At 68.6% G+C, this 20035-nt stretch carries 15 protein-coding genes; 7 read left to right on the top strand and 8 right to left on the bottom strand.

The features are described 5' to 3' along the window. Nucleotides 1-365 precede the first annotated feature (365 nt). The 3 genes from KF833_23225 to KF833_23215 form a co-directional block, all read right to left on the bottom strand. The gene (locus KF833_23225; GenBank protein ID MBX3748232.1) at nucleotides 366-974 is read right to left on the bottom strand and encodes a hypothetical protein; all 609 of its coding nucleotides are present in this window, start codon (nucleotides 972-974) and stop codon (nucleotides 366-368) included. 220 nt (nucleotides 975-1194) lie between these two features. Next, a complete protein-coding gene (locus KF833_23220; protein MBX3748231.1) occupies nucleotides 1195-2691 on the bottom strand; it encodes a glycoside hydrolase family 88 protein in 1497 nt (498 codons plus the stop codon). A 140-nt stretch (nucleotides 2692-2831) separates the two neighbouring features. Next, nucleotides 2832-5570, bottom strand: coding sequence for an RNA polymerase sigma factor (locus tag KF833_23215; GenBank protein MBX3748230.1), 2739 nt, complete (start codon nucleotides 5568-5570; stop codon nucleotides 2832-2834). 125 nt (nucleotides 5571-5695) lie between these two features. Between KF833_23215 and KF833_23210 the strand changes: the two genes are divergently transcribed. From KF833_23210 to KF833_23200, 3 genes are all read left to right on the top strand, one after another. Continuing rightward, nucleotides 5696-6481, top strand: coding sequence for a glucosamine-6-phosphate deaminase (locus tag KF833_23210; protein MBX3748229.1), 786 nt, complete (start codon nucleotides 5696-5698; stop codon nucleotides 6479-6481). A gap of 67 nt (nucleotides 6482-6548) precedes the next feature. Next, a complete protein-coding gene (locus KF833_23205; protein MBX3748228.1) occupies nucleotides 6549-7580 on the top strand; it encodes a zinc-binding dehydrogenase in 1032 nt (343 codons plus the stop codon). Nucleotides 7581-7799: 219 nt separating this feature from the next. After that, nucleotides 7800-8195, top strand: a complete 396-nt coding sequence (locus KF833_23200) for a DUF423 domain-containing protein (protein ID MBX3748227.1) — start codon at nucleotides 7800-7802, stop codon at nucleotides 8193-8195. Nucleotides 8196-8250: 55 nt separating this feature from the next. Here the strand turns inward: KF833_23200 and purE are convergent, their stop codons facing one another. Beyond that, nucleotides 8251-8751: a 5-(carboxyamino)imidazole ribonucleotide mutase gene (purE, locus tag KF833_23195; protein MBX3748226.1), complete on the bottom strand. Its 501-nt coding sequence runs from the start codon at nucleotides 8749-8751 to the stop codon at nucleotides 8251-8253. A 160-nt stretch (nucleotides 8752-8911) separates the two neighbouring features. Here purE and KF833_23190 point away from each other — a divergent pair, with 160 nt between their 5' ends. Both KF833_23190 and KF833_23185 read left to right on the top strand, forming a co-directional pair. Beyond that, nucleotides 8912-10345, top strand: coding sequence for a DUF1080 domain-containing protein (locus tag KF833_23190; GenBank protein ID MBX3748225.1), 1434 nt, complete (start codon nucleotides 8912-8914; stop codon nucleotides 10343-10345). Between the two features lie 102 nt (nucleotides 10346-10447). Beyond that, nucleotides 10448-11428 (top strand): hypothetical protein, encoded by a 981-nt coding sequence (locus KF833_23185; GenBank protein ID MBX3748224.1) that lies wholly within the window; start codon nucleotides 10448-10450, stop codon nucleotides 11426-11428. A gap of 23 nt (nucleotides 11429-11451) precedes the next feature. On the opposite strand, the gene KF833_23180 is transcribed toward KF833_23185, so the two are convergent. Genes KF833_23180 through KF833_23165 form a run of 4 tightly spaced genes read right to left on the bottom strand, consistent with a single transcriptional unit; the run spans nucleotide 11452 to nucleotide 15606 of the window. Continuing rightward, complete coding sequence (locus KF833_23180; protein MBX3748223.1) at nucleotides 11452-12624, bottom strand: membrane dipeptidase; 1173 nt, start codon at nucleotides 12622-12624, stop codon at nucleotides 11452-11454. A gap of 22 nt (nucleotides 12625-12646) precedes the next feature. Further along, nucleotides 12647-13999: a gluconate:H+ symporter gene (locus KF833_23175; protein MBX3748222.1), complete on the bottom strand. Its 1353-nt coding sequence runs from the start codon at nucleotides 13997-13999 to the stop codon at nucleotides 12647-12649. A 46-nt stretch (nucleotides 14000-14045) separates the two neighbouring features. Then, nucleotides 14046-15143 carry a D-TA family PLP-dependent enzyme gene (locus KF833_23170; GenBank protein MBX3748221.1) on the bottom strand — a complete coding sequence of 366 codons (1098 nt, stop codon included), beginning with the start codon at nucleotides 15141-15143 and terminating at the stop codon, nucleotides 14046-14048. Between the two features lies 1 nt (nucleotide 15144). After that, a complete protein-coding gene (locus KF833_23165; protein ID MBX3748220.1) occupies nucleotides 15145-15606 on the bottom strand; it encodes a RidA family protein in 462 nt (153 codons plus the stop codon). A gap of 185 nt (nucleotides 15607-15791) precedes the next feature. Here KF833_23165 and KF833_23160 point away from each other — a divergent pair, with 185 nt between their 5' ends. Both KF833_23160 and KF833_23155 read left to right on the top strand, forming a co-directional pair. Next, nucleotides 15792-16751, top strand: a complete 960-nt coding sequence (locus tag KF833_23160; GenBank protein MBX3748219.1) for a hypothetical protein — start codon at nucleotides 15792-15794, stop codon at nucleotides 16749-16751. Further along, entirely contained in the window at nucleotides 16748-19744 is a 2997-nt protein-coding gene (locus KF833_23155; GenBank protein MBX3748218.1) for a c-type cytochrome, read from the top strand. The genes KF833_23160 and KF833_23155 overlap by 4 nt, the downstream gene beginning before the upstream one ends. Nucleotides 19745-20035: the final 291 nt, after the last annotated feature.

Genomic DNA, 20035 nt, shown 5'->3' with positions numbered 1-20035 from the left:
GCGGGCGAGGTGGTGGAGGATGTTGAGGAGTTTGTGCTTGGCGGAGTCGTCGAGGAGAGGGAGGCGGCCGGCAACGCGGGACATGCAGTGGTACGTCGCGGGGAGGGATGGGTCGGCTTTGATGCGAGGGATTCTCATGAGCGTATGCAAGTACAGGGGAGAGCGAGGTGAGTTGGGCGTGCAGATGGGAATGGACAAGGCGGTGCGGAGTGCTGGTGAAGATGTGCGATGATCTTGAAAAGTCCAAATAAAAAGACTGTCTTGTTATTTTAAATCAATCACAAAGAGTCTGGCCTAATAAAGGAGGGTGGACGGGGAATGGCGGTGGGAACTGTGAGGGGTGGCATGGGACCTCAGAGGGGAGGTCAGGGGATGGCCAGCCACTGGGTGACCATGCCCATGGCCCGGACTTGCTCGCGAAGTCGATGAGCAGTCGCCTGCTGCACGCTGCCATCAGCGAGTCCGACATTGCCGCTGGCCCGATGCATGGCATCGCTCCAGCCGAGCAGGCTGTTGGAGGTCACTTGGTGCCAACCGGACACGACGGGACGGCCGCCGACGGTCAGGTTGCGGTCTCCGGCCAGCAGGGAGTGGGGTCGTGCCTCGTCCACATCCATGCCGAAGAAATAGCTGAGATGCCGTGGCGACAGGTCGTCCCAGCGATTTGCCGGCCGACGCAGGTCGGTGGGACAGGCCAGGGAGGCGGGTCTGCGGATCTGATTCGACAGGCTCAACAGGATGCCAATTGGAAACGGATCCGTTGCTTCGGAATTGGCGGGGCCCGACGCGAGTTGCATGGGATGCCTGTCCTGATGTTCCGAGGCAAAGATGCGAAACGAAAGCCCTATCCCCTTGAGATTGTTCACGCATTGAATCCGGCGCGATAGGTCGCGCGCTCTGAATGGGTTGGGCAGGATGAGGAGGGCCAGCACGCCTGCTATGGTGATCATCACAAGCACCTCGGGGACCGTCACCGCCCGAAGGCGGCGGAGGGTTGGGGTGTTCACGGATCGGTTCGTCCCGGAGGTTGCGGGCGGAGGGAAGGTGAAGGGTGGACTGTGACGCTCGCACCGGGTCGAGCGTCCGCCGTTGAGCTTGGAGTGGGGAGACGAGGCCGGCCGGCTGAAGCCGGGACACCGAACACGTGATGGTCGATTCCCGGCGTTCGGCACCCGGGATCCGTCGCCTGTCCGCTCAAGGACAGCCGCCAAAGAAGGTGAGGTAGGGCTTTTCACGAGCCTCGCGAAGGAGGAGGAGGGCGAGTTCGCGGAGGTGGTAGTCGCCCCACATCGAGCTTTCGCCGTTGGGGACTTTCTGGCCACGGGGGATGGCGTCCCAGCCGTTGGGGCGGTGGTACACGGAATGGAGAAGGAGGCCCTGATGATTGCGGCGGGTCGAGAGGTAGGGTTCCTGGAGCAGGGTCCTGGCGATGGTCAGTCCGGCCTGGGTGTAGCGCGCGGACTGGCCGGCAAGGTCGCGCCGCGCGGATTCGGCGGCGGCGCTGAGACGACCCGAGGTGGGACGCCGGGCGCCCGCGGCGAGGTAACGTCCGAGGCGGAAGAATCCCTGGGCGGCGATGGCGGCGGCGGAGCTGTCCACAGGTTCCCAAGGGTTGAAGGGGTCGGAGGGTTTGGCGAGGTAATTGCCGAGGCGATGGGCGTTGGGGGCACCTGTGTCCCAGAGGGGGACGCCGTCGGCGCAGCAGTGGGCGAGATAGAATTCGGCGGTGGCGACGGCGGCGCGAAGGAAGAGGCCGCAGACAGCCATGGTGCCGGAGGCGTCCCTGGCGAGGCCGCCGGGGGCGAGGCGATCCCAGGGGAGGCCGGCACCGGCTTCGTCGAGTTCGGGGCCGGCGACGGTTTCGAGGAACTCGAGCTGCTCGGCGAAGCCGCAGAGGGCCCAGGCGAGGCCGCGGGTCCAGGTGGAGAAGGGGGAGTAACCCTGCTGGGAATTGGGACAGCGAAAGACGCCGCTGGCGGTGTTGAAGACGGCCTCGTGGGCGGTGCGGCCCCAGACGTCGTAGGCGTCGCGGCCTTCGCCGTAGTAGACGCTGTAGCGGGCGGTGTTGGCGCCGTGCTCGACGAGGCGGCGCAGGAGGGAGATGCGGGCGTCCTGTTCGCCCATGAGGACGTGCCCGAGGCGATGGGCGACGGCCAGCACGCGGAGGGAGCGGACGGTATCGACGAAGAGGGAATGGGGTCCGTTGAAGGAATGGATGAAGCCGGTGCCGTCGGCGAGCCGGGTCCAACGGGCGGCCTGGACGGCGCCGCTGATTTTGAGGGCGAGTTCGTGGAACTCGCGTTCGCGGGGGTTGGCATCGAGACGGCCTTCGCGGTCGAGCCGGAGGAGGTTGCCGTAGGTGGAGACGTTGTTGAAGCCGTGGTCATGGACGCCGGTGTGGGAGACATGGCTGGCCATGCGCTCGACGGTTCCGCGGCGGCCGATCTCGAGGAAGTCGATGTCACCGGTGGCATCGAACTGGAGGAGGGCGGAACCGAACTGGAATCCCTGGGTCCACTCGGTCCAGCCGCGGGTGGTGTAGCGTCCGCCCACGGTGAAGACCGGGGTGCCGTCTTCCGGGCGCCATGCCTTTTCGATGGCACGGATCTTGGCGGCCGAGAGTTCGAAGAGGCGCTCGATGGCGGGGACGAGGTGGCGGGGCGCGAGCTTGGAGTCGATGCGGAGCGGCATGGCGTGCGGTGGAGGGGTTTGGATGGGGTGGGTGAAGTGGATCGGACGGATCGGACGGATCGGACGGATGGGGCGTGTTGGGGAGGGATTGAACCGTGCTCACGCGGCTTCGACGATCTCAAAGCGTTGGGCTGGGGGATTCAGCGGGGAGTCGTGGGATCGGAGCGCAGCCGGGCGCGGAGCTGTTCCACGAGGAGGACAGCCTCGATTTCCTGCCAGGTCGGCGGGCCTTCGGCGTGGGGGTCGCGGTGGGAGGTCCAGCGCGGGCGGAAGACCCAGTCCGCGAGATCCGTCACGCGGTCGAGGGCATTGAGGCGGCGCAGGGATTCGAGGGCGTAATGGGTGTCGCGGGCGTCGCCCACGAGGATGATTCCGGTGCCTGATCGATCGGGGGCGAACCGTCCCGCACCACGATGGAACCGCAGGAGGCCGTCCGTGCAGGCATTGCGGTCGATGGCGTCGAGGGATTGAAGGAGGTCGAGGAGGGCAAGGGCATGAAAGGATTCGCGGATGGGGTTCCAGCCGTGGGTGGCGAACAGGCCGTTCCAGCGTGCTGCATCGAGATCGGGGCGGCGATCGTCCGGGCGTTGGCGCTTCGGCAGAACCTGGTGCGCCGCCAGGGTCGTGGCGACCGCACGGGCGTCCAGCAGATCGAGGCCGTCGAGCCGGTCAAGGAGGAGCGCACGCCAGTACAAGGATTCGGTGTCGAGGACCCGCCAGGATTGGCCCTGAACGGCGAGACTCTCGAGGCCCAGCCGCCGGTGCCGGTATTCGTCCGGCCAGGCGGCGACCGTGGCCCGCACCGATTCGGGCGTGATGCCGTGAGGGGCGAGGTCCGAGGGGCGGATCCAGCCGAAGGCCACTGCCCGGTGGAGTCCCGGGTGTCCGAGGGCGCGATCGACCGCGTCGTGGGGGTTCACCGCTCCGCGGAGCGCGCTGGACAGGAGGTTGCTGTGGACGCGTTGGAGTCCGGCCGACGTCAGCCAGTCTGGGGGTGGCAGGACGACGCCGTCGTGGAGCGCCGAGTAGAACGTGCGCCAGGCGGCGCGGGAGGCGGGATCCCGTTCGAGGGAGAGGGACTCGAGGTGCCTTCGGACGTCGGCGACGGAGGGGACTGGGGCCGCCAGATGGGGCAGGGAGACGGGAGCGCCGGGGCGGGGTGCGGTCCAGAGGCGATGGACCAGCAGCGCCAGGGTCAGGAGGCAGGCGCCCACGAGGAATGCCTGGAAGAGGCGCATGCCGCGGGAGCGGGAGGGCGGGACATGGAACACCTCGGCGGGCGGCGTCTGGCCCAGGGATTGAAGGGCGGCTTCGGGTTGGCCGGCGAGGAACCGGTCGAGGCTGGCTTGAAGGGCGGCGGTGACGGCTCGTTCCCAGGGTTCGGGCGCGGTGTCGGCGGGCGCCTTGAGTTCGAGGAGGGCGATCTGATCGGTGAGGCCCAGGCGGGCTTCCAGGGAACCGTCGGTCCGGAGGGTGACCGTCGAGGCGTCGCGACGGACCACAGGGATGGCGAGGCGCCAGGCCGATTGCACGACGGGGGTCAGGGCGAAGGTGTAGCCATCACGGTGGCGGCGATAGGCGTGGATCAGCCATTCGGTGCCGAGGAGCTGTCCGAAATCCAGAATCTGGCGGTGCGTCAGGGGCCGGGGATGGGGAGGGCAGGTTGGGGTGGGGAGCATGGCTTTCCAATGCCGGAGGAAGAGGTTGTAGTCGAAGCGCAGGGGCCGGGCCTGGATGCCGAAGGCCATGGCGACAAAGAGCACCGCCTGGGCGGCGAAGAACACCTCGGAAGGGACCCGGACCACCGTATGGACCAGCAGGGCAATCCAGAGGGGAAGGCTGGCCAGCACCTGGGCGATCATGGCCGGGTTTCGGTTGATGCGCAGGAGGCGCAGGCTGGCCAGCGAGAGCCCGATGCCGAGCGCCAGCAGGAGGTGCAGGCCGCGGATGGGTTCCAGGAGCGAGACGGGTGCCAGGAAGGCGAGGGCGACGACGGCCAGGATCACCGCGGTGGTGACGAGGGCCGACCGGGCCGAGCGGCGGTGGAGTTCCGCCCGGAAGCCGGAGGGGTCGATGAAGTTGCGGCGTTCCTCGCGGCCCACCCAGGCGGCGAGGCCGATGCCAACCGCGGCAGGCAGGAAGGGAAGGAGGGCGAGGGCGACCGGGGAGGGCAGGAGTTTGGACAGGCCGCCCCCGAGGGCGGCGAGCAGGCCCGCGCCGGCGCCGGTGGAGGGCGCGACCGGGAGGAGCGCCATGATCGCGGGGGCCAGGCTGTGACGGGGTTCGAGACGTTCGAGGGAATGGCGGAGCTGGGCCTCGAGGTGGCGGCGCAGGGCGGCGCGGGCGCGGTGGAGGCGGACTTTGAAGGCGCCTTCGGAGACGCCGATGAGGGCTGCGGCCTCGGAGACGGAGCGGCCTTCGAGGTAGTGGAGGACGAGGCATTCCCGGTGAGCGGATGGAAGATCGGAGAGGGCCTCGCGGAGGGTCTGGGCTGTCACCGGGACATCGTCCGCAGTGCATTCCGGTCCGGGCGCGGCCGCGGGTTGGTCGAGGGCCCATCGTTCGCGGCGGCGGAGTTCGCGTCGGTGACGGAGGCCGAGGTTGATGGCGATGCCGCGGACCATGCGGAGGAGCCAGGCGCCGAAGCGGGCGGGATCGCGGAGCCAGTCGAGGTGTTGGTAGGCGCGGATGAAGGCCTCCTGGGTGGCTTCCTCGGCGAGGGAGGGATCGCCGAGGCGGGACCAGGCGATGGCGTAGGCGCGGCGTTCGTAGCGCTCGATCAATTCGCGGTAGCGTTCGGCGTCGCCGCTGCGGATGGCGGCGATGGCTTCGGGGTCCGGGGTGGGCGGGAGAACCGCCGGCGTTGCAGTCATGGACATCGTGCAGGGAATGTCACCGCGGGCGGGGCGAGGTTACAGGGAGGTGGGGAGTGTTCCGAGACTTGCCGGGGGAAAGGGCGGGCCACTACCTTGCGGGTCTTTCGCAAACGAACCCTGAACGACCCATGTCCAGCCCGATCCAGAGCCGCCGTTACGAGGAACTCTCCGTGCATGTCCATCCGGACCAGCAGTCGATGTCGGAGGCGGTGGCGGGCGAGGTGCGGCAGTACCTGATCGAGGTGCTGGCGCGGCAGGGGGAGGCGACGGCGATTCTGGCGACCGGGAACTCGCAGATCCAGTTTCTGGCGCGGTTGGTGGCGCTGGGGGGGGTGGACTGGTCACGGGTGACGTTGTTTCACATGGACGAGTACCTGGGGATTTCGGCGGATCACCCGGCGAGTTTCCGGAGGTACCTCCGGGAGCGGGTGGAGCAGTTGGTGAATCCGCGGGCGTTTCATTATCTCGACGGGGACTGTGCGCAGCCGCTGGACGAGATCGAGCGGTACACGCAGTTGCTGCGGGCGCAGCCGGTGGATCTGTGCTGCCTGGGGATTGGGGAGAACGGGCACATCGCGTTCAACGACCCGCCGGTGGCGCGGTTCGACGATCCGCACTGGGTGAAGCTCGTGAAGCTCGATGACGCCTGCAAGATGCAGCAGGTGAAGGAGGGTCATTTTCCGTCGCTCGAGGCGGTGCCGCCGTATGCGTTTACGCTGACGATTCCGGCGCTGTGCTCGGCGCGGAAGATGATGTGTGTGGCGCCCGAATCGCGGAAGGCGGTCGCGGTGCGCGATGCGTTGCAGGGTCCGGTGGCCACGGCGTGTCCGGCGTCGTTTTTGCGTCGCCAGGCGCAATGCACGCTGTTTCTGGACGCGGATTCGGCGGCGTTGCTGGACGGGGCGGGGCGGTAGAGGGCAGAGGGCGCGCGTTGACGGCAAGGGCGTCGCCAACGGGGCGGCCCGGGGATAGGGTTGCGGGGTGAAGGCATTGCGATTGATGGTGCAGGGACGGCCTGGCGAGTGGAGCGTGGGCGAGGTGCCCGACCCGGTGGCCGGAGGGGGGGAGGTGGTGGTGCGGGTGAAGGCCTGCGGATTGAACCGCCTGGACTTGTGGCTGGAGGAAGGGGGGCTGCCGGTGCGGGTGGTGTTGCCCCGGATTCCGGGGGGCGAAGTGGCGGGAACGGTGGAGTCGGTGGGCGAGGGGGTGATGGAGTGGCGGCCGGGGGACCGGGTGGCGGTGCAATCGAATCTGGTGTGTGGCGAGTGCGAGTTCTGCCGGAGGGGGGAGGAATCAATCTGTTTAAAGGGGCAGTTGCTGGGGGTGGATCGGGACGGGGGATTTGCCGGGCTGTGCGGGGTGCCGGCGCGGGCATTGGCGCGGTTACCGGACGGGGTGGCCTTTGAGACTTCGGCGGCGCTGACGCTGGCGGGAAGCACGGCCATGCACATGCTGACGGACCGGGCGCGGGTGGAGTCTGGCCAATGGGTGTTGGTGATGGGGGGGGCGAGCGGGGTGGGTTCGGCGGCGATCCAGATTGCCCGGGGTTTCGGCGGCCGGGTGGTGACGACGGCTTCGACGCCCGAGAAGCGGGCTTTGTGCGAGGCACTGGGGGCGGAGGCGGTGGTGGCGACCGAGGATGACGGATGGCCGGGCGAGGTGCGGCGGATCACGGGCAAACGCGGAGTGGATCTGGTGGTGGAACACGTGGGAGGCAGGGTGTTGGAGCGGGTCTTTGAATGCCTGGCACGGGGTGGGACGGTGGTGACCTGTGGGGCGACGGCTGGACGCGAGGTGACGCTGAACCTGTGGCCGTTCTTTGTGAAGCAGCAGCGGTTGATCGGGAGTTATGGCCGGACGCGCCGGGACTTGGTGGCGACTCTGGATTGGGCGGCGGCGGGACGGTTGAGGGCGGCGATCGACGAGGTGTTGCCGATTGAGCGCGGGCCGGAGGCGTTTGCACGACTGCGGGAGCGCGGGGTGCGGGGAAAGCTGGTGTTGCGTCCGGACTGATCCAGCGGGGTACCTCCCTGGCTGCCATATTGTTGACCTAACAACGGTGGATGAGTTGGTTGCCGTTGAGTTAAAGTCAATATTAAAAAGAATGACATCAATATCGATTGGTAAACAGTAAATTGCCAGGCGTTTTATAAAATCCATCCGTCAACATTACCGAACCTGTCTATTTGTTTTGTGTTTTGAGGGTGGAAGGGGGCTGGGTAGGATCTTGGGATGCGGAGCATGGCGTTTCGATGGTCGGCGGGCGCGGGTTTCCTGGCGGTGGCGCTCGGGGCGTTTGGGGCGCACGGATTGAAGGAACTGCTGGAGAGGCAGGGGACCACGGCAATCTGGGAGACGGCGGTGTTTTACCACCTGATCCACGCCGTGGTGTTGTCGGGCCTGGCGTGGGGGACGCCGTGGCGGCGCGGGGCGTGGATCTGCTTTGCGGCGGGAGTGGTGATTTTTTCAGGGACACTTTATGTGCTGGCGCTGACGGGCATGCGATGGCTGGGGGCGATCACGCCGCTGGGGGGTGTGGGGCTGCTGGCGGGTTGGGCATGGCTGGCGATCGCCGGCTTGGGGCGGCGGGAAGAGGGGGAAGAACGGAGAGGGTCGGGTGGGGACTGATGGGACGGATCGGGCCGATGGGACCGATGGGGCCAGGGGATGGTGGGAAGGACCTTCAGGAGGGGAGGGACTTGTTCTTGGCGCGGGATTCGGCGGCCATGCGGGACTTGTACTGGATGAGTTTGCGGAGGAGATCGGAATCGTGGGTGGCGAGGATCTGGACGGCGAGGAGGCCGGCGTTGCGTCCGGCGCCGATGGCGACGGTGGCGACGGGCACGCCGGCGGGCATCTGGACGATGGAGAGGAGCGAGTCGAGCCCCTGGAGGGAGCGGGTCTGAACCGGCACGCCGATGACGGGCAGGGGAGAATGGCTGGCGAGCATGCCGGGCAGATGAGCGGCTCCTCCGGCACCGGCGATGATGACGCGGAGTCCGCGGGTGTGGGCGGTGCGCCCGTAGCGGGCCATGTCGTCGGGGGTGCGGTGGGCGGAGACGACCCGGGTTTCGAAGGGGATGTTGAACTCCCGGCAGATGGTGGCGGCGGCTTCGAGGGTGGGCCAGTCGGAGTCGCTGCCCATGACAATGCCGACGAGCGGCACGGAACGTTTGGCAGGCATGACGCGAAGACACGATAGCGCCAGGCGGGCGGGGGTGGGAAGTCCGCGGTCCGGTCATATCGGCGGCTTGTCTGGAGACGCGGGGGCCGGGCAGATTGGGCGGATGAGAACACGAAGGCGGGCGGTCATGGTCGGGTTGGTTTGCGTGGCCGGGTTGGCGATGGGTCGGGCGGGGCTGGGGGAGGAGCCGGGATGGGTGTCGGTGTTCGACGGGGCGACGCTGAGCGGGTGGCAGGTCAGTGCGAAGTCGGGCCACAGCCGGGCGAGCGGCAATACGAGCGGGGGCCGGTGGGTTGTCGAGGACGGGGCGATCGTTGGCAGCCAGGATGTGCCGGGGAACGGGGGGATCCTGTTGAGTGAGCGGACCTATGGGGACTTCGAGGTGGTGCTGGAGATGAACAACGATTTCGGGCCGGACAGCGGCCTGTTCCTGCGTAGCACGGAGGACGGGCGGGCATGGCAGGCGATGATCGACTACCACGCGCGAGGGAATCTGATGGGGATCTACGGCGAGGGATTGGGCGGGCGCCCGTCGGTGAGCAACTTCCGGTTTAACGGGGCGGTGGACCGGATCCGGGTGGTGACCAACGCGCCGGTGCCGTTTCCGTTGCTGCCGGAGTCGTGGCCGTATTTCTGGCGGCACGGCCAGTGGAACGAGCTTCGGGCCCGGATCGAGGGAAACCCGCCGCGGATCGCCACCTGGATCAACGGGGTGCGGATCATGGAATGGCAGGAGACGGAGTTGCGTCATCCGGCCCGGGGGGCGATCGGGCTGCAGGTGCATGGGGGTGGGGATCTGACCCGGCAGTTTGTGCGGTACCGGAACATCCGGGTACGGGAGCTGGGGGTGGAGGCCGTGGCGATCGAGGAGCGGTTTCCCATCGGGGTCTGGGTGCCGCTGTTCAACGGGCGGGACCTGACGGGCTGGATCCCGAAGGTCCGGCATCACCCGGCGGGGGTGAATTTCGGGAACACCTTTCGGGTGGAGAACGGGGTGATCCGGGTGGCGTACGACGGGTATGGGGGACGGTTCGAGGAGCGTTTCGGGCATTTGTTTTATGAGCAGCCGTTCGGGCACTACCGGCTGCGGGTCGAGTACCGGTTCGTTGGGGAGCAGCTTCCGGACGGTCCTGGCTGGGCGCGAAGGAACAGCGGGCTGATGCTGCACGGGCAGTCGCCGGAGAGCATGGATGCGGACCAGGACTTTCCGGTGTCGATCGAGGTGCAGCTGCTGGGGGGGCTCGGGTCGGGGCGCCGGACGACGGCGAATCTGTGCACGCCGGGGACGCATGTGGTGATGGAAGGGCGGTTGATCACGCGGCACTGCACGGATTCGACTTCCGAGACGTATCATGGCGACCGGTGGGTGACGGTGGAGGTCGAGGTGCGGGGGAGTCGGAGCATCCGGCATTTTGTGGAAGGGGACCTGGTGCTGGCATACACGGAGCCGCAGTTGGACGAGGGCGACCGGTACGGGGGGCGTCTGGCGAAGGGGCGCCCCGTGTTGTTGAGCGAGGGGACGATCAGCCTGCAGTCGGAGAGTCACCCGGTCGAATTCCGTCGGGTGGAGCTGATGCGCCTGGCGGAGGAGTGAAGGGGGGGTGGCTTGGGGGAGTTCCGGGACACTGCGCCCTGCCGGCATGGAAGGGTGAACTGCACGCTTGTTGTGCGTGGGGGAGGGCTTAGCATGCGATCAATGCGTTGGATCACCGTCTGTCTGGGGGCCTGGCTGTTTGCGACGGCCGGGGTTCGGGCTCAGGTCACGGGGCTTGAGATCAGTGTGTCGCTGGAGGACACGGTGTTCCTGCCGGGGGAGGAAGTGCCGGTGGCGGTGCGGATCACGAATCTGGCGGGGCGACCGTTGAGTTTTGGCGAGGGGCCGGACTGGCTGGTGTTTCACGTGGAGACGCGCGGGGGGAATGCGGTCGAGCGACTGGCGCCGACACCGTATCGGGAGCCGTTCATGCTCGAGTCGTCGCAGGCGGGGACACAGTGGTGGAACATCCAACCGCTGTTCGATCTGGACGAGGGGGGGAGCTACGTGGTGTACGCCGAATTGCGGATGCCGGAGTGGGAGCGGCGGGTGTTCAGCCGGGGAGCCACCTTCATTGTGCAGCCGGCGCGCAAGATGTGGGAAGTGACGTTTGGAGTGCCGCCCGAGCCGGGAGTGGAATCGGGTGCGCCGGAGGTGCGGAGGTACGCGTTGCAGTCGGTCACACGGTTGAAGGAGCGGCGGCTGTATGCGCGGGTGACGAATGTGGAGGAGACGCACATCTACCGGGTGGTGTTCCTGGACCGGTTGCTGACCTTTTCGAATCCGGAGCAGCAGCTGGACATTTTGAGCCGGCTGCATGTGCTGTTTCAGACGGGCGGCAACACCTACACCTACTGTGTGGTGGATCCGGATGGGGAACTGGTGATCCGTCAGCGGCATGAGATTCTGCCGGGATCGAGGCCGTTCCTGGCGCGGACGGACGGCGGGAGGGTCGAGGTGCGGGGCGGTCGGCGGTTGCCGGCGCTCACCGACATTCCGCTGCCCGAACCGCCACCGATTACGGTGGGGTTGGCGACGCCACCGCCGGCTGCGGTGACCAATGTGATCGGGGCACCCGAACCGCGGGAGACACGGGCGGAAAGGCGGCGTCGTGAGCGGGAGGAACGGCGGCAGAGTCCGTGACCGCGTGACCGCGGGGCGACGACTCAGCGTTCTTGAGCTGGGGCGGCGGGGGTGGGCCAGGCGTTCCGGAGGAAGCGGATGAAGTTGGCGTGGGCGACGCCCTGGATGTCGTCGGGGGTGTAGCCGCGGGCGGCGAGGCCGTCGAGGAGGCGGGGGAGATCGGCGACGGACCCGACCTCCTGGGGGGTTTGTTCGGTGCCGAAGGCGCCATCGAGGTCCGAGCCGATGCCGACGTGGCGGGCGTTGCCGGCGATCTGGCAGATGTGGTCGAGGTGGTCGAGGGCGTGCTGGAGGGTGAGACCGGCGGTCTGAGGGGTGGACTTCGAGCGTTCCCAGCCGGGAACGAGCATCCAGGCGTCGAGGGCGATGCCGATGACGGCGTCGCGGCGGACCAGTTCGCGGATCATGGCGTCGTCGAGCTGGCGTTGGTGGGGGACGAGGGCGCGGCAGTTGTGGTGGCTGGCCCAGACCGGACCCTGGAAGAGGTCAAGGGCTTGCCGGAAGCAGGCATCGGAGAGGTGGGTGACATCGAGGATGCAACCGAGCCGGTCCATTTCGCGGAGGAGTTCGCGTCCGCCCGGGGGGAAGCCTTCGGTGGTGCCGGTGCCGTTGGCGTAGCGGCCGGGGCCGTAATGGGCGGGGCCGACCACGCGGAGGCCGTAGTTCCAGGCTCGTTCGAGGTGATGGAGGTCGATGAGGGAATCGGCTCCTTCGAGGGAGAGGATGAAACCGATGGGAGCGGGGGCGGCGTTACTGGAAGGGGTGTCGGAGCCGGGTGTTGCGGGCGGGTTCGATCCGTGAGGGGCATCGTCGGACGGGACGGGCGCCGGGTTGTCGAGGCGGGCGAGGAAGGTGTCGAGTGAGTCGCGGCTGGTGATACAGAGCAATTCCCCGGAATCCTCCTGGGTCTGGTACCAGGCGCGTTGGGCCTGGGTCATGGCCCAGGCCTGGGCGGGGGAGGCCCAGCCGGGGACGGGGCTGTAGGCGTGGTGTTCGACCCGGGCGATCTGGGTGGCGACGACGAGGCGCACGCCGCCACGGCGAAGTTCGGGGAAGCAGACGGTGCCATGGCCGCGGTCGGGCCGGTCGCGGAGGTGGGCTTCGCGGGCGCGGATTTCGGCGAGTGGCCGCGTGAGATCGCGATTCCACTCGAGGGCGTTCATGGCGAGGTCGAGGTGGGCGTCGAAGAGGAGCATGGATTGTGGGTTGGGGCGGGGGTCAGGCGAGGGTGCGGAGGATTCGGTCGGCGAGGAGGACGAGGGCGAGGGCGACCAGCGAGGCGGCGGTGACCATGACGGTCCAGGTGCGGAATGTCTGGCCAACGGTGAGGCCGAAGTACTCCTTCACGAACCAGAAGCCGCCGTCGTTGAAGTGGGACAGGGTGAGGGTTCCGGCTCCGAGGGCGACGACGAGGAGTTCCGGGCGGACGTCGGGATGGACGGCGGCCACGGGGGCGACGATGGCGGAGGCCATGGTGATGGCGACGGTGGCCGATCCGACGGCGACGCGGAGGGAGGCTGCGACGACGTAGGCCAGGAGGAGGGGGGAGAGGGCGAGTTGGGCGCCCCAGCCGGCCAGGGCATCGTCCACGCCGGCCACATCGAGCACCCGGCTGAAACCGCCGCCTGCACCGACCACGAGGAAGATGGAAGCTGCGGGACCGACGCAGTCCTCGGTGAACTTCAGGGACTGGTCGCGTGAGAAGCCGCAGCGGGTGCCGAAGGTGTGGAGGGAGAGTAGGACGGCGGCGAGCATGGCGACGAGGGGGGCGCCGGCGAAGGCGGTCCAGGGTCGTGCGGGGTGAGCGGCGGGGAGGAGGAGATCGGCGCCACTGGCGAGGAGCATGAGTCCGACCGGAAGGAGGATGGTGAGGGTTGCGATCGAAGGGGAGGGAGGGCGGGCGGGGGTGGACGTGGGTTGGAGACGGGCGCCGAGGCCGGCGGGGGCGGGGGGGATCCCGCGTTCGAGGAAGCGGGTGAGGAACGGTCCGCAGAGGGCGGCGGTGGGCAGGCCGATGACCGTGGCCCAGAGGATGGTGAGGCCCATGTCGGCCTGGAGCAGGCCGACGGCCACGACCGGGCCCGGGTGTGGCGGGACGAGGGTATGGCAGACGGCCAGCCCGGCGAGGAGGGGCAGCGCCAGCCGGATCATGGGTGTGCCGGTGGTGCGGGCGAGTCCGACGACAACCGGGGCGAGGAGGACGAGGCCCACGGCAAAGAAGACCGGGAAGGCGACGAGGAACGAGGCGAACAGAACGGCCCAGGGAAGCCGTCGGGGTCCCATGCGGCGCACGAGGGTTTCGGCAAGGACCGTGGCGCCGCCGGACTCGGCGAGCATTCGTCCGAGCATGGTGCCGAGTCCGACCACCACGACGATGAGTCCGAGGGTGGCGCCGACACCGTCCTGGAAGGCTCTGGCCACCTCGAGGGGAGGGAGGCCGGCGGCGAGACCGACGCCGAGGGAAGCCACGGCGAGGGCGAGGAAGGCGTGAAGGCGAAGACCGGCGACGAGGCCCACCAGTCCCAGCACCCCGGCGAGGGTCACGAGCAGGAGGCGGGTCTCGGGGCTCATGAGCGGGGTTGGCGGAGGAGAAGAGCGGGGAAGGTGTGGAGGTTGGCTAGAGGGTGAGGCGCCGGGCGCGGGCGGGGATGGCCCATCGTTCGGTGGCCCGGCCGTCACGGATCACCCAGGCTTCGGCGTGGAGGGCGATGGTGGGGCAGACGTGCCAGGGGAGGCCGTAGAGGCAGGCGCCCGGGGGGAGGTCGGTGGCGTCGGGGAGTTCGAGGACCAGATGTTCCTCGTTGTGGGCGACTGGTGTGGCGTTGTCGAGGTTGAGCCAGACCACGCGCGGATGCGGCATCTCGGAGGCGACCGCCTTGTGGCCGAGGTCGAGGCAGAGGCGGCGCGGGGAGGGTCGGCTGACGACGCGGGCGAGCAGCACGGCGGCCGGTTGGAAGTCCATGTCGGGAAGGCCGGCGGCGTAGCCGGCATCCCAGAAGACGCAGGTGCCCGGGCTGCACTCGACGTCGGGGCGGCGGGCGTGGAAGGGGAAGGTGGGCGAACCGCCGGCCACGACGCGGGGGACGGGCAATCCGGCGGCTTCGACGTCGTGGCGGAGTTGGGTGACCGGGGCGAAGGCGGCTTCGCATTGGGCCTGACGCCGGGCGGGATCGGGGTCGTGGAGGTGTCCGTCGTAGGCATGGAGGCCGGCGAAGGCGAGGCCCGGGGTGGACGCGATGGAGCGGGCCAGGGCAAGGGCCTCGGGACCCGGTGCGATGCCGGTGCGGTGTTGTCCGATGTCGAGATCGATGAGGAGTTCGAGATCGCGGCCGGTGGCGAGCGGGGCGAGTTCGGGGAGGACGGCCGGATGATCGACGAGGGTGGCGAAGCGGGTGGCGGGGAAGTGGGTGATCAGGGCGGCGAAGCGGCGGGCATTGGGGCCGACGGGTTGCTGGGCGAGGAGGACGTCGGGGGCGCCGGCCTCGGCGGCCATCTCCGCTTCGGCGATGGTGGCGCACTTGAAGCGGCGGATGCCGAGTTCGATCTGGCGACGGACGAGTTGGGGGATCTTGTGGGTCTTGAGGTGCGGGCAAAGGCGGTCGGGACCGCCGGCCATGGCAATCATGAGGGCGAGGTTGTCCTCGATGCGGTCGGCGTGAAGGAGGAGGGCCGGGGACGGGAGGTCGTCGGCGTTGACCGGGGCGAACCAGGGCATGTCAGGTGAGTTCGAAGACGCCTTCGATTTCGACGGCGATGTTGCCGGGGAGCGGGCCGAGACCGACGGCGCTGCGGGAGCCGATACCGGATTCGGGGCCCCAGATTTCGGCGAAGAGTGCGCTGCAACCGTTGATCACCGAGGGATGATCATAGAAGTCGGGTGCGGAGCTGACCATGCCGAGGAGCTTGATGACCCGGCGGACGCGGTTGAGGGAGCCGAGCTGGTCGCGGAGGGTGGCGAGGATGGCGAGGCCGACCTGGCGGGCGGCGGCGGCGCCTTCCTCGAGGGTGAGGTCGCGTCCGACCACACCGGTGATCAGGGAGCGGTCGGGTTGGAGGGGGCCGTGGCCCGAGACGTAGGCGAGGTTGCCGACGAGGACGAGGGGTTTGTACACGGCCACCGGCCTGGGGGCGGGCGGCAGTTCGAGGCGCAGTTCGAGGAGGCGGGCTTCGGGATCCATGGGTGTGTGGTGGGGGTGGGAATACTCGCGGGCCGGGAGGAGGTCGAGTCTGGAGGCGGGTGGGGGGGACGGATCGGGCGGATACGACGGATCGGACGGATCGGGTGGATCGGGCGGATCGGGTGGCGTAATGCCGCTTGAGGTGGGGGCTGGGGTCTGGCAAGGGAAGCGGCGTGTTCCCTGGAGTGTTACGAGTGGTGGCGGGGTGGATGGCGGCGCTGGGTGCGGCGGGCGTGGCGGGGGAGGCGGCGTTGCCGCTGCGAAGCCACGATGTGGTGGCGCTGGTGGGTGGGGCGACGCTGGTGGCGGCGGACCGGGACGGGGCGCTGGAGACGCTGCTGACGCTGGCGCATGGGGGCAAGGGGGTGCGGTTCCGGAACCTGGCGTGGGAGGGGGACACGGTGTTTGCACGGCCGCGCGAGGTGAACTTTCCGGACACGCTGGAGCAGTTGCGGGCGGTGGAGGCCACGGTGGTATTGGTGCAGTTCGGAGCGATGGAGGCGATGGAGGCGATGGAGGCGACGGACAGTGGGCGGGACTGGGTGGCATTTCGGGAGGCTTACGGGCGGTTGCTCGACGAGGTGCGGGCGCGGGTGCCGCGGACGGTGGTGGTCACGCCGGTGCCGTTCGAGGTGAAGGCTCCGCCCCTGCCGGACCTGGCGGCGCGCAACGACGTGTTGGGTCGATATGCCGCCGTGGCGCGGGATCTGGCGGCGGCGCGGGGGCTGGCGTTGGTGGATGTTTTCGGAGCATGGGCGGGTCGGGCACCGGGCGAGGGATGGACGACGGATGGTCGGGAATTGACGGCGACGGGGCATGAGGCGGTGGCGGCGGCATGGGTGGGGGCGATGGGGGAGGCGGCGTGGGCTGAACGGGCATGGGCGCCGTCGTTTTGGGAGCGGGAGGACATCCGGGCGGTGCGGGAGGCGGTGCGGGCGAAGAACGGGTTGTGGTTCGATGCCTGGCGGCCGATGAACTGGGCGTTTCTGGGCGGGGACCGGGTGGACCAGCCGAGCAGCCGGGATCACCGGGATCCGACGGTGCGCTGGTTCCCGATCGAGATGGCGCGGTACGGTCCGTTGATCATGGAAGCCGAGGCGCGAGTGGCGTCGAGGGTGGCGCAGGTGGGGGAGGAGGCGCGATGAAGAGGATGACGAGAGCGATCGGGAGGGGCTGGGGATATGGGATCGGGGTGTGGCTGGGTTGCGTGGGGATGGCGGGGGCCGGGGATGTCGAAGCGGAACGGGCGTCGTTCCGGGTGCTGGACGGGTTCGAGGTGACGCTTTTCGCGACGGAGGGGGAGGGCGCGGTGAAGCCGATTCAACTGCGGTTCGATCCGGACGGGCGCCTGTGGCTGGTGGGAAGCACGGCGTATCCGCAGGTGGTGCCTGGTGAGCCGGCGGACGACCGGGTGACGGTGTTGGAAGACACGGACGGCGACGGGCGGGCGGACCGGCACACGGTGTTTGCAGGCGGCCTGCAAATTCCGACCGGACTGGAGTGGGGCCACGGTGGCGTGTACGTGGGGGCGGCGACGGAGTTGCTGCACTTTCAGGACACCAACGGGGACGGACGGGCGGACGCGCGGCGGGTGGTGCTGCGGGGGTTCGGGACGGGGGATTCGCACCAGACGCTCAACTCGCTGGCCTGGGGGCCGAGCGGGGAACTGATGTTTTCGCAGGGGCTGCATGTGAATTCGCGGGTCGAGACGCCGTGGGGGGTGGCGGAGCTTCGGCAGGCGGGGGTGTGGCGATACTGGCCACGGAGGGTGAAGCTCGAGGCTTTTTGGAACGGGGCGATGGGGCAGCACAATCCGTTTGGGACGGTGTTCGACCGCTGGGGGCAGCCGCTGATCTTCGCGGGGAACGGGCACGGCATCCACCACCTGACCCCGGCGATGATCGATACCGACCGGTTCCTGCTGCACCCGCCGATCTGGAACCGGGGAAGGAAGTTTGGGGGGGCGGATGTCGTCGAGAACAGCCACTGGCCGGAGGCGAACCAGGGCGAGGTGATCAGCGGCGGATACCTGCACAACTCGGTCGAGCGCTTCCGGTTTTTCGAGGAGGGATCGAGTTTCCGGGTGGAACGGCTGCCGCCCCTGATCGAGACCACCAACGCGGCTTTCCGGATCGTTGATGTGCGGTTCGGTCCGGACGGCGCGCTTTACCTGTGCGACTGGCACAACGCGGTCATCGGGCATTACCAGACGAGTCTGCGTCATCCGGACCGCGACCGGACGCGGGGCCGGATCTGGCGGGTGAGTGCGCGGGGACGACCGACTGTGGCGTGGCAGCCCTTGAGCGGAATGGGGACGGACGCGTTGCTGGACCGGTTGGCCTCGTCGGAGCGGTGGGAAAGGCAGATGGCCCGACGCGTGCTGGAAAGCCGCGGGGTCGAGGAGGTGACGTCGATGTTGACGCGGTGGCTGGCGGCGCCGGTCGGGGGACGGCCGCACGGGGAGACGCTCGATGACCACGGGTGGTTCGAGGTGCTGGGGGTGTGGGCAGGATTCGAGGTGGTGGACACCAGGGCCCTGGATCGCGTGGCGGCTTCAGCGACCCCGGAGGCGAGGGCTTATGCGGCGCGGGTGACGGGGCACTGGGCGACGCGATTGCGGGATCCGTGGGTGCGGCTGGAACGGCTGGTCACCGATCCCCATCCGCGGGTGCGCCTCGAAGCGGTGGTGGCTCTCGGTCAGGTGCCATCGGTGCGGGCGGTGGAAGTGGCGCTGAGGGCCGTCGATCGGGAGATGGACGGGGCCATTGAGTACGCCCTGACCCAGGTGGTGCGGTCCATGGAACGGCATTGGCGTCCGGTGCAGGACCGGGACGAACTGGATTTCGGCGGTGTGGCTGAGCGGCGGTTGGTTTTTGCACGGATCACGGGCGGGGCGGACGCGGCCCGGTACGCGGCGGAGCGGTTGCGGCGGATCGGGGAGGTGGCGCTCGACGAGGATCGGATCGGGGAACTTGCCGGGTTGGTGGCGACGGGTGGGGATGTGTCGCAGTGGCCGGTCCTGCTGGCGCCGCGGAGTTTCATGGTGGGGACCAACTACCTTGGAGTGCGGCACGGGGCGACGTTGGAACGACTCGCGGAATGGAGCGGTGAACGCGGGCTGCGTCCGGATCGCGACGTGGCGTCTGCGTTGGGGGCCCTCCTTGAGAGCCGGGAAGCCGCGGTGGCGGGCGGGACGGCATTGTTGGTGGGAACTTGGGCTCTGGAGTCGCTTCGGGAACGGGTGATGGCGATGGCGGAAGGGATGGAGGTTCCCCTGAGGGTGCGGCAACGGGCGATGGCAGGGGAAGGCCGGTTTGGGGACGACGCGGCCCGTCGGCGGTTGGTGGCGTGGAGTCGGACGGCGGAACCGCGGGAGGCACGGGTGGGCGCAGTGCTGGCGCTGGTGCGATTGGATGCGGCGGCGGCGGCGGAGTCGGCGGCGGCGTTGATGGCGGGGCCGCTCGAACCCGAGTCGGTACGCGAATTGATCGGGCGGTTCACGGCGCGACGCGACGGGGCCTCGGTGCTGGCGGAGGCCCTGACGAGGAAGCATCCGGAGCGGGAGAACGCCGGGCGGGCGCTTGCTGTGTTGGCGGCCAGCGGGCGACGGGATGAGGCGCTGGCTCTGGCCTTGTCGGGGGGGGCCTTGCCAGGAGACGTCGGCGGCCGGGTGGGATCGGAAACGACCTGGCTGGGGGAGGTGCGGACGTTGGGGGATGCGCGTCGGGGAAAGACGATATTCGAACGGGAGGCGCTGGGTTGCGTGGCGTGTCACAGCGTGGGTGGAGGGAGCGGGAAGGTCGGCCCGGATCTGGGGGCGTTGGGAACGTCGCAGACCCTGGAGGCCATCTGGACGGCCATTGTGGACCCGCAACGGGAGGTGAAGGAAGGCTTCGTGGCCCACGAGATCGAGACCCGGGATGGCGAAATCCACCAGGGGTATCTCGCCGGGGAAACCGAGCGGGAGGTGACGCTGTTCGACCCTGCTTCGCAACGAGCGATGCGGATTGAGCGGGAGCGGATCGTGCTGTTGCGGGGGTTGGGGTCGCTGATGCCGGAAGGGCTGGTGGATGAGTTAAGCCGGGAGGAGGCAAGAGATCTGATGGCCTACCTGGGTGGATTGGGGCGACGGGAGTAGTGCGTGCAGGGCCTCGGAGGTCTGGCTGGCGCGGGGAACGGATGGACACGTTGGACCTGCGGCCAGGCATTATCTCCGGCTATGCTCCTCATTCGCCGTTCACCTGGTGGAGAATCTCCCGCAACAATGGTGGCTCAGTGGCTTCGGCTCAGACGAAGCGACTTACCCCACAGCATCGACACGGAGATCCCGCAACACTGTGAGCCCTGGGATGGGGGCGCCTCGAATGATCCGCGCACCGCTCTTGCGCCGCTTCCCGAACTTGTCCCGGTGCCGTTCCCACATCTGGTC

Source organism: Verrucomicrobiia bacterium (assembly GCA_019634625.1).
Lineage (GTDB): Bacteria > Verrucomicrobiota > Verrucomicrobiia > Limisphaerales > CAIMTB01 > CAIMTB01.
The sequence above is the reverse complement of the archived record's forward strand: the minus strand, read 5'-3'. Positions and strand labels throughout refer to the sequence as shown.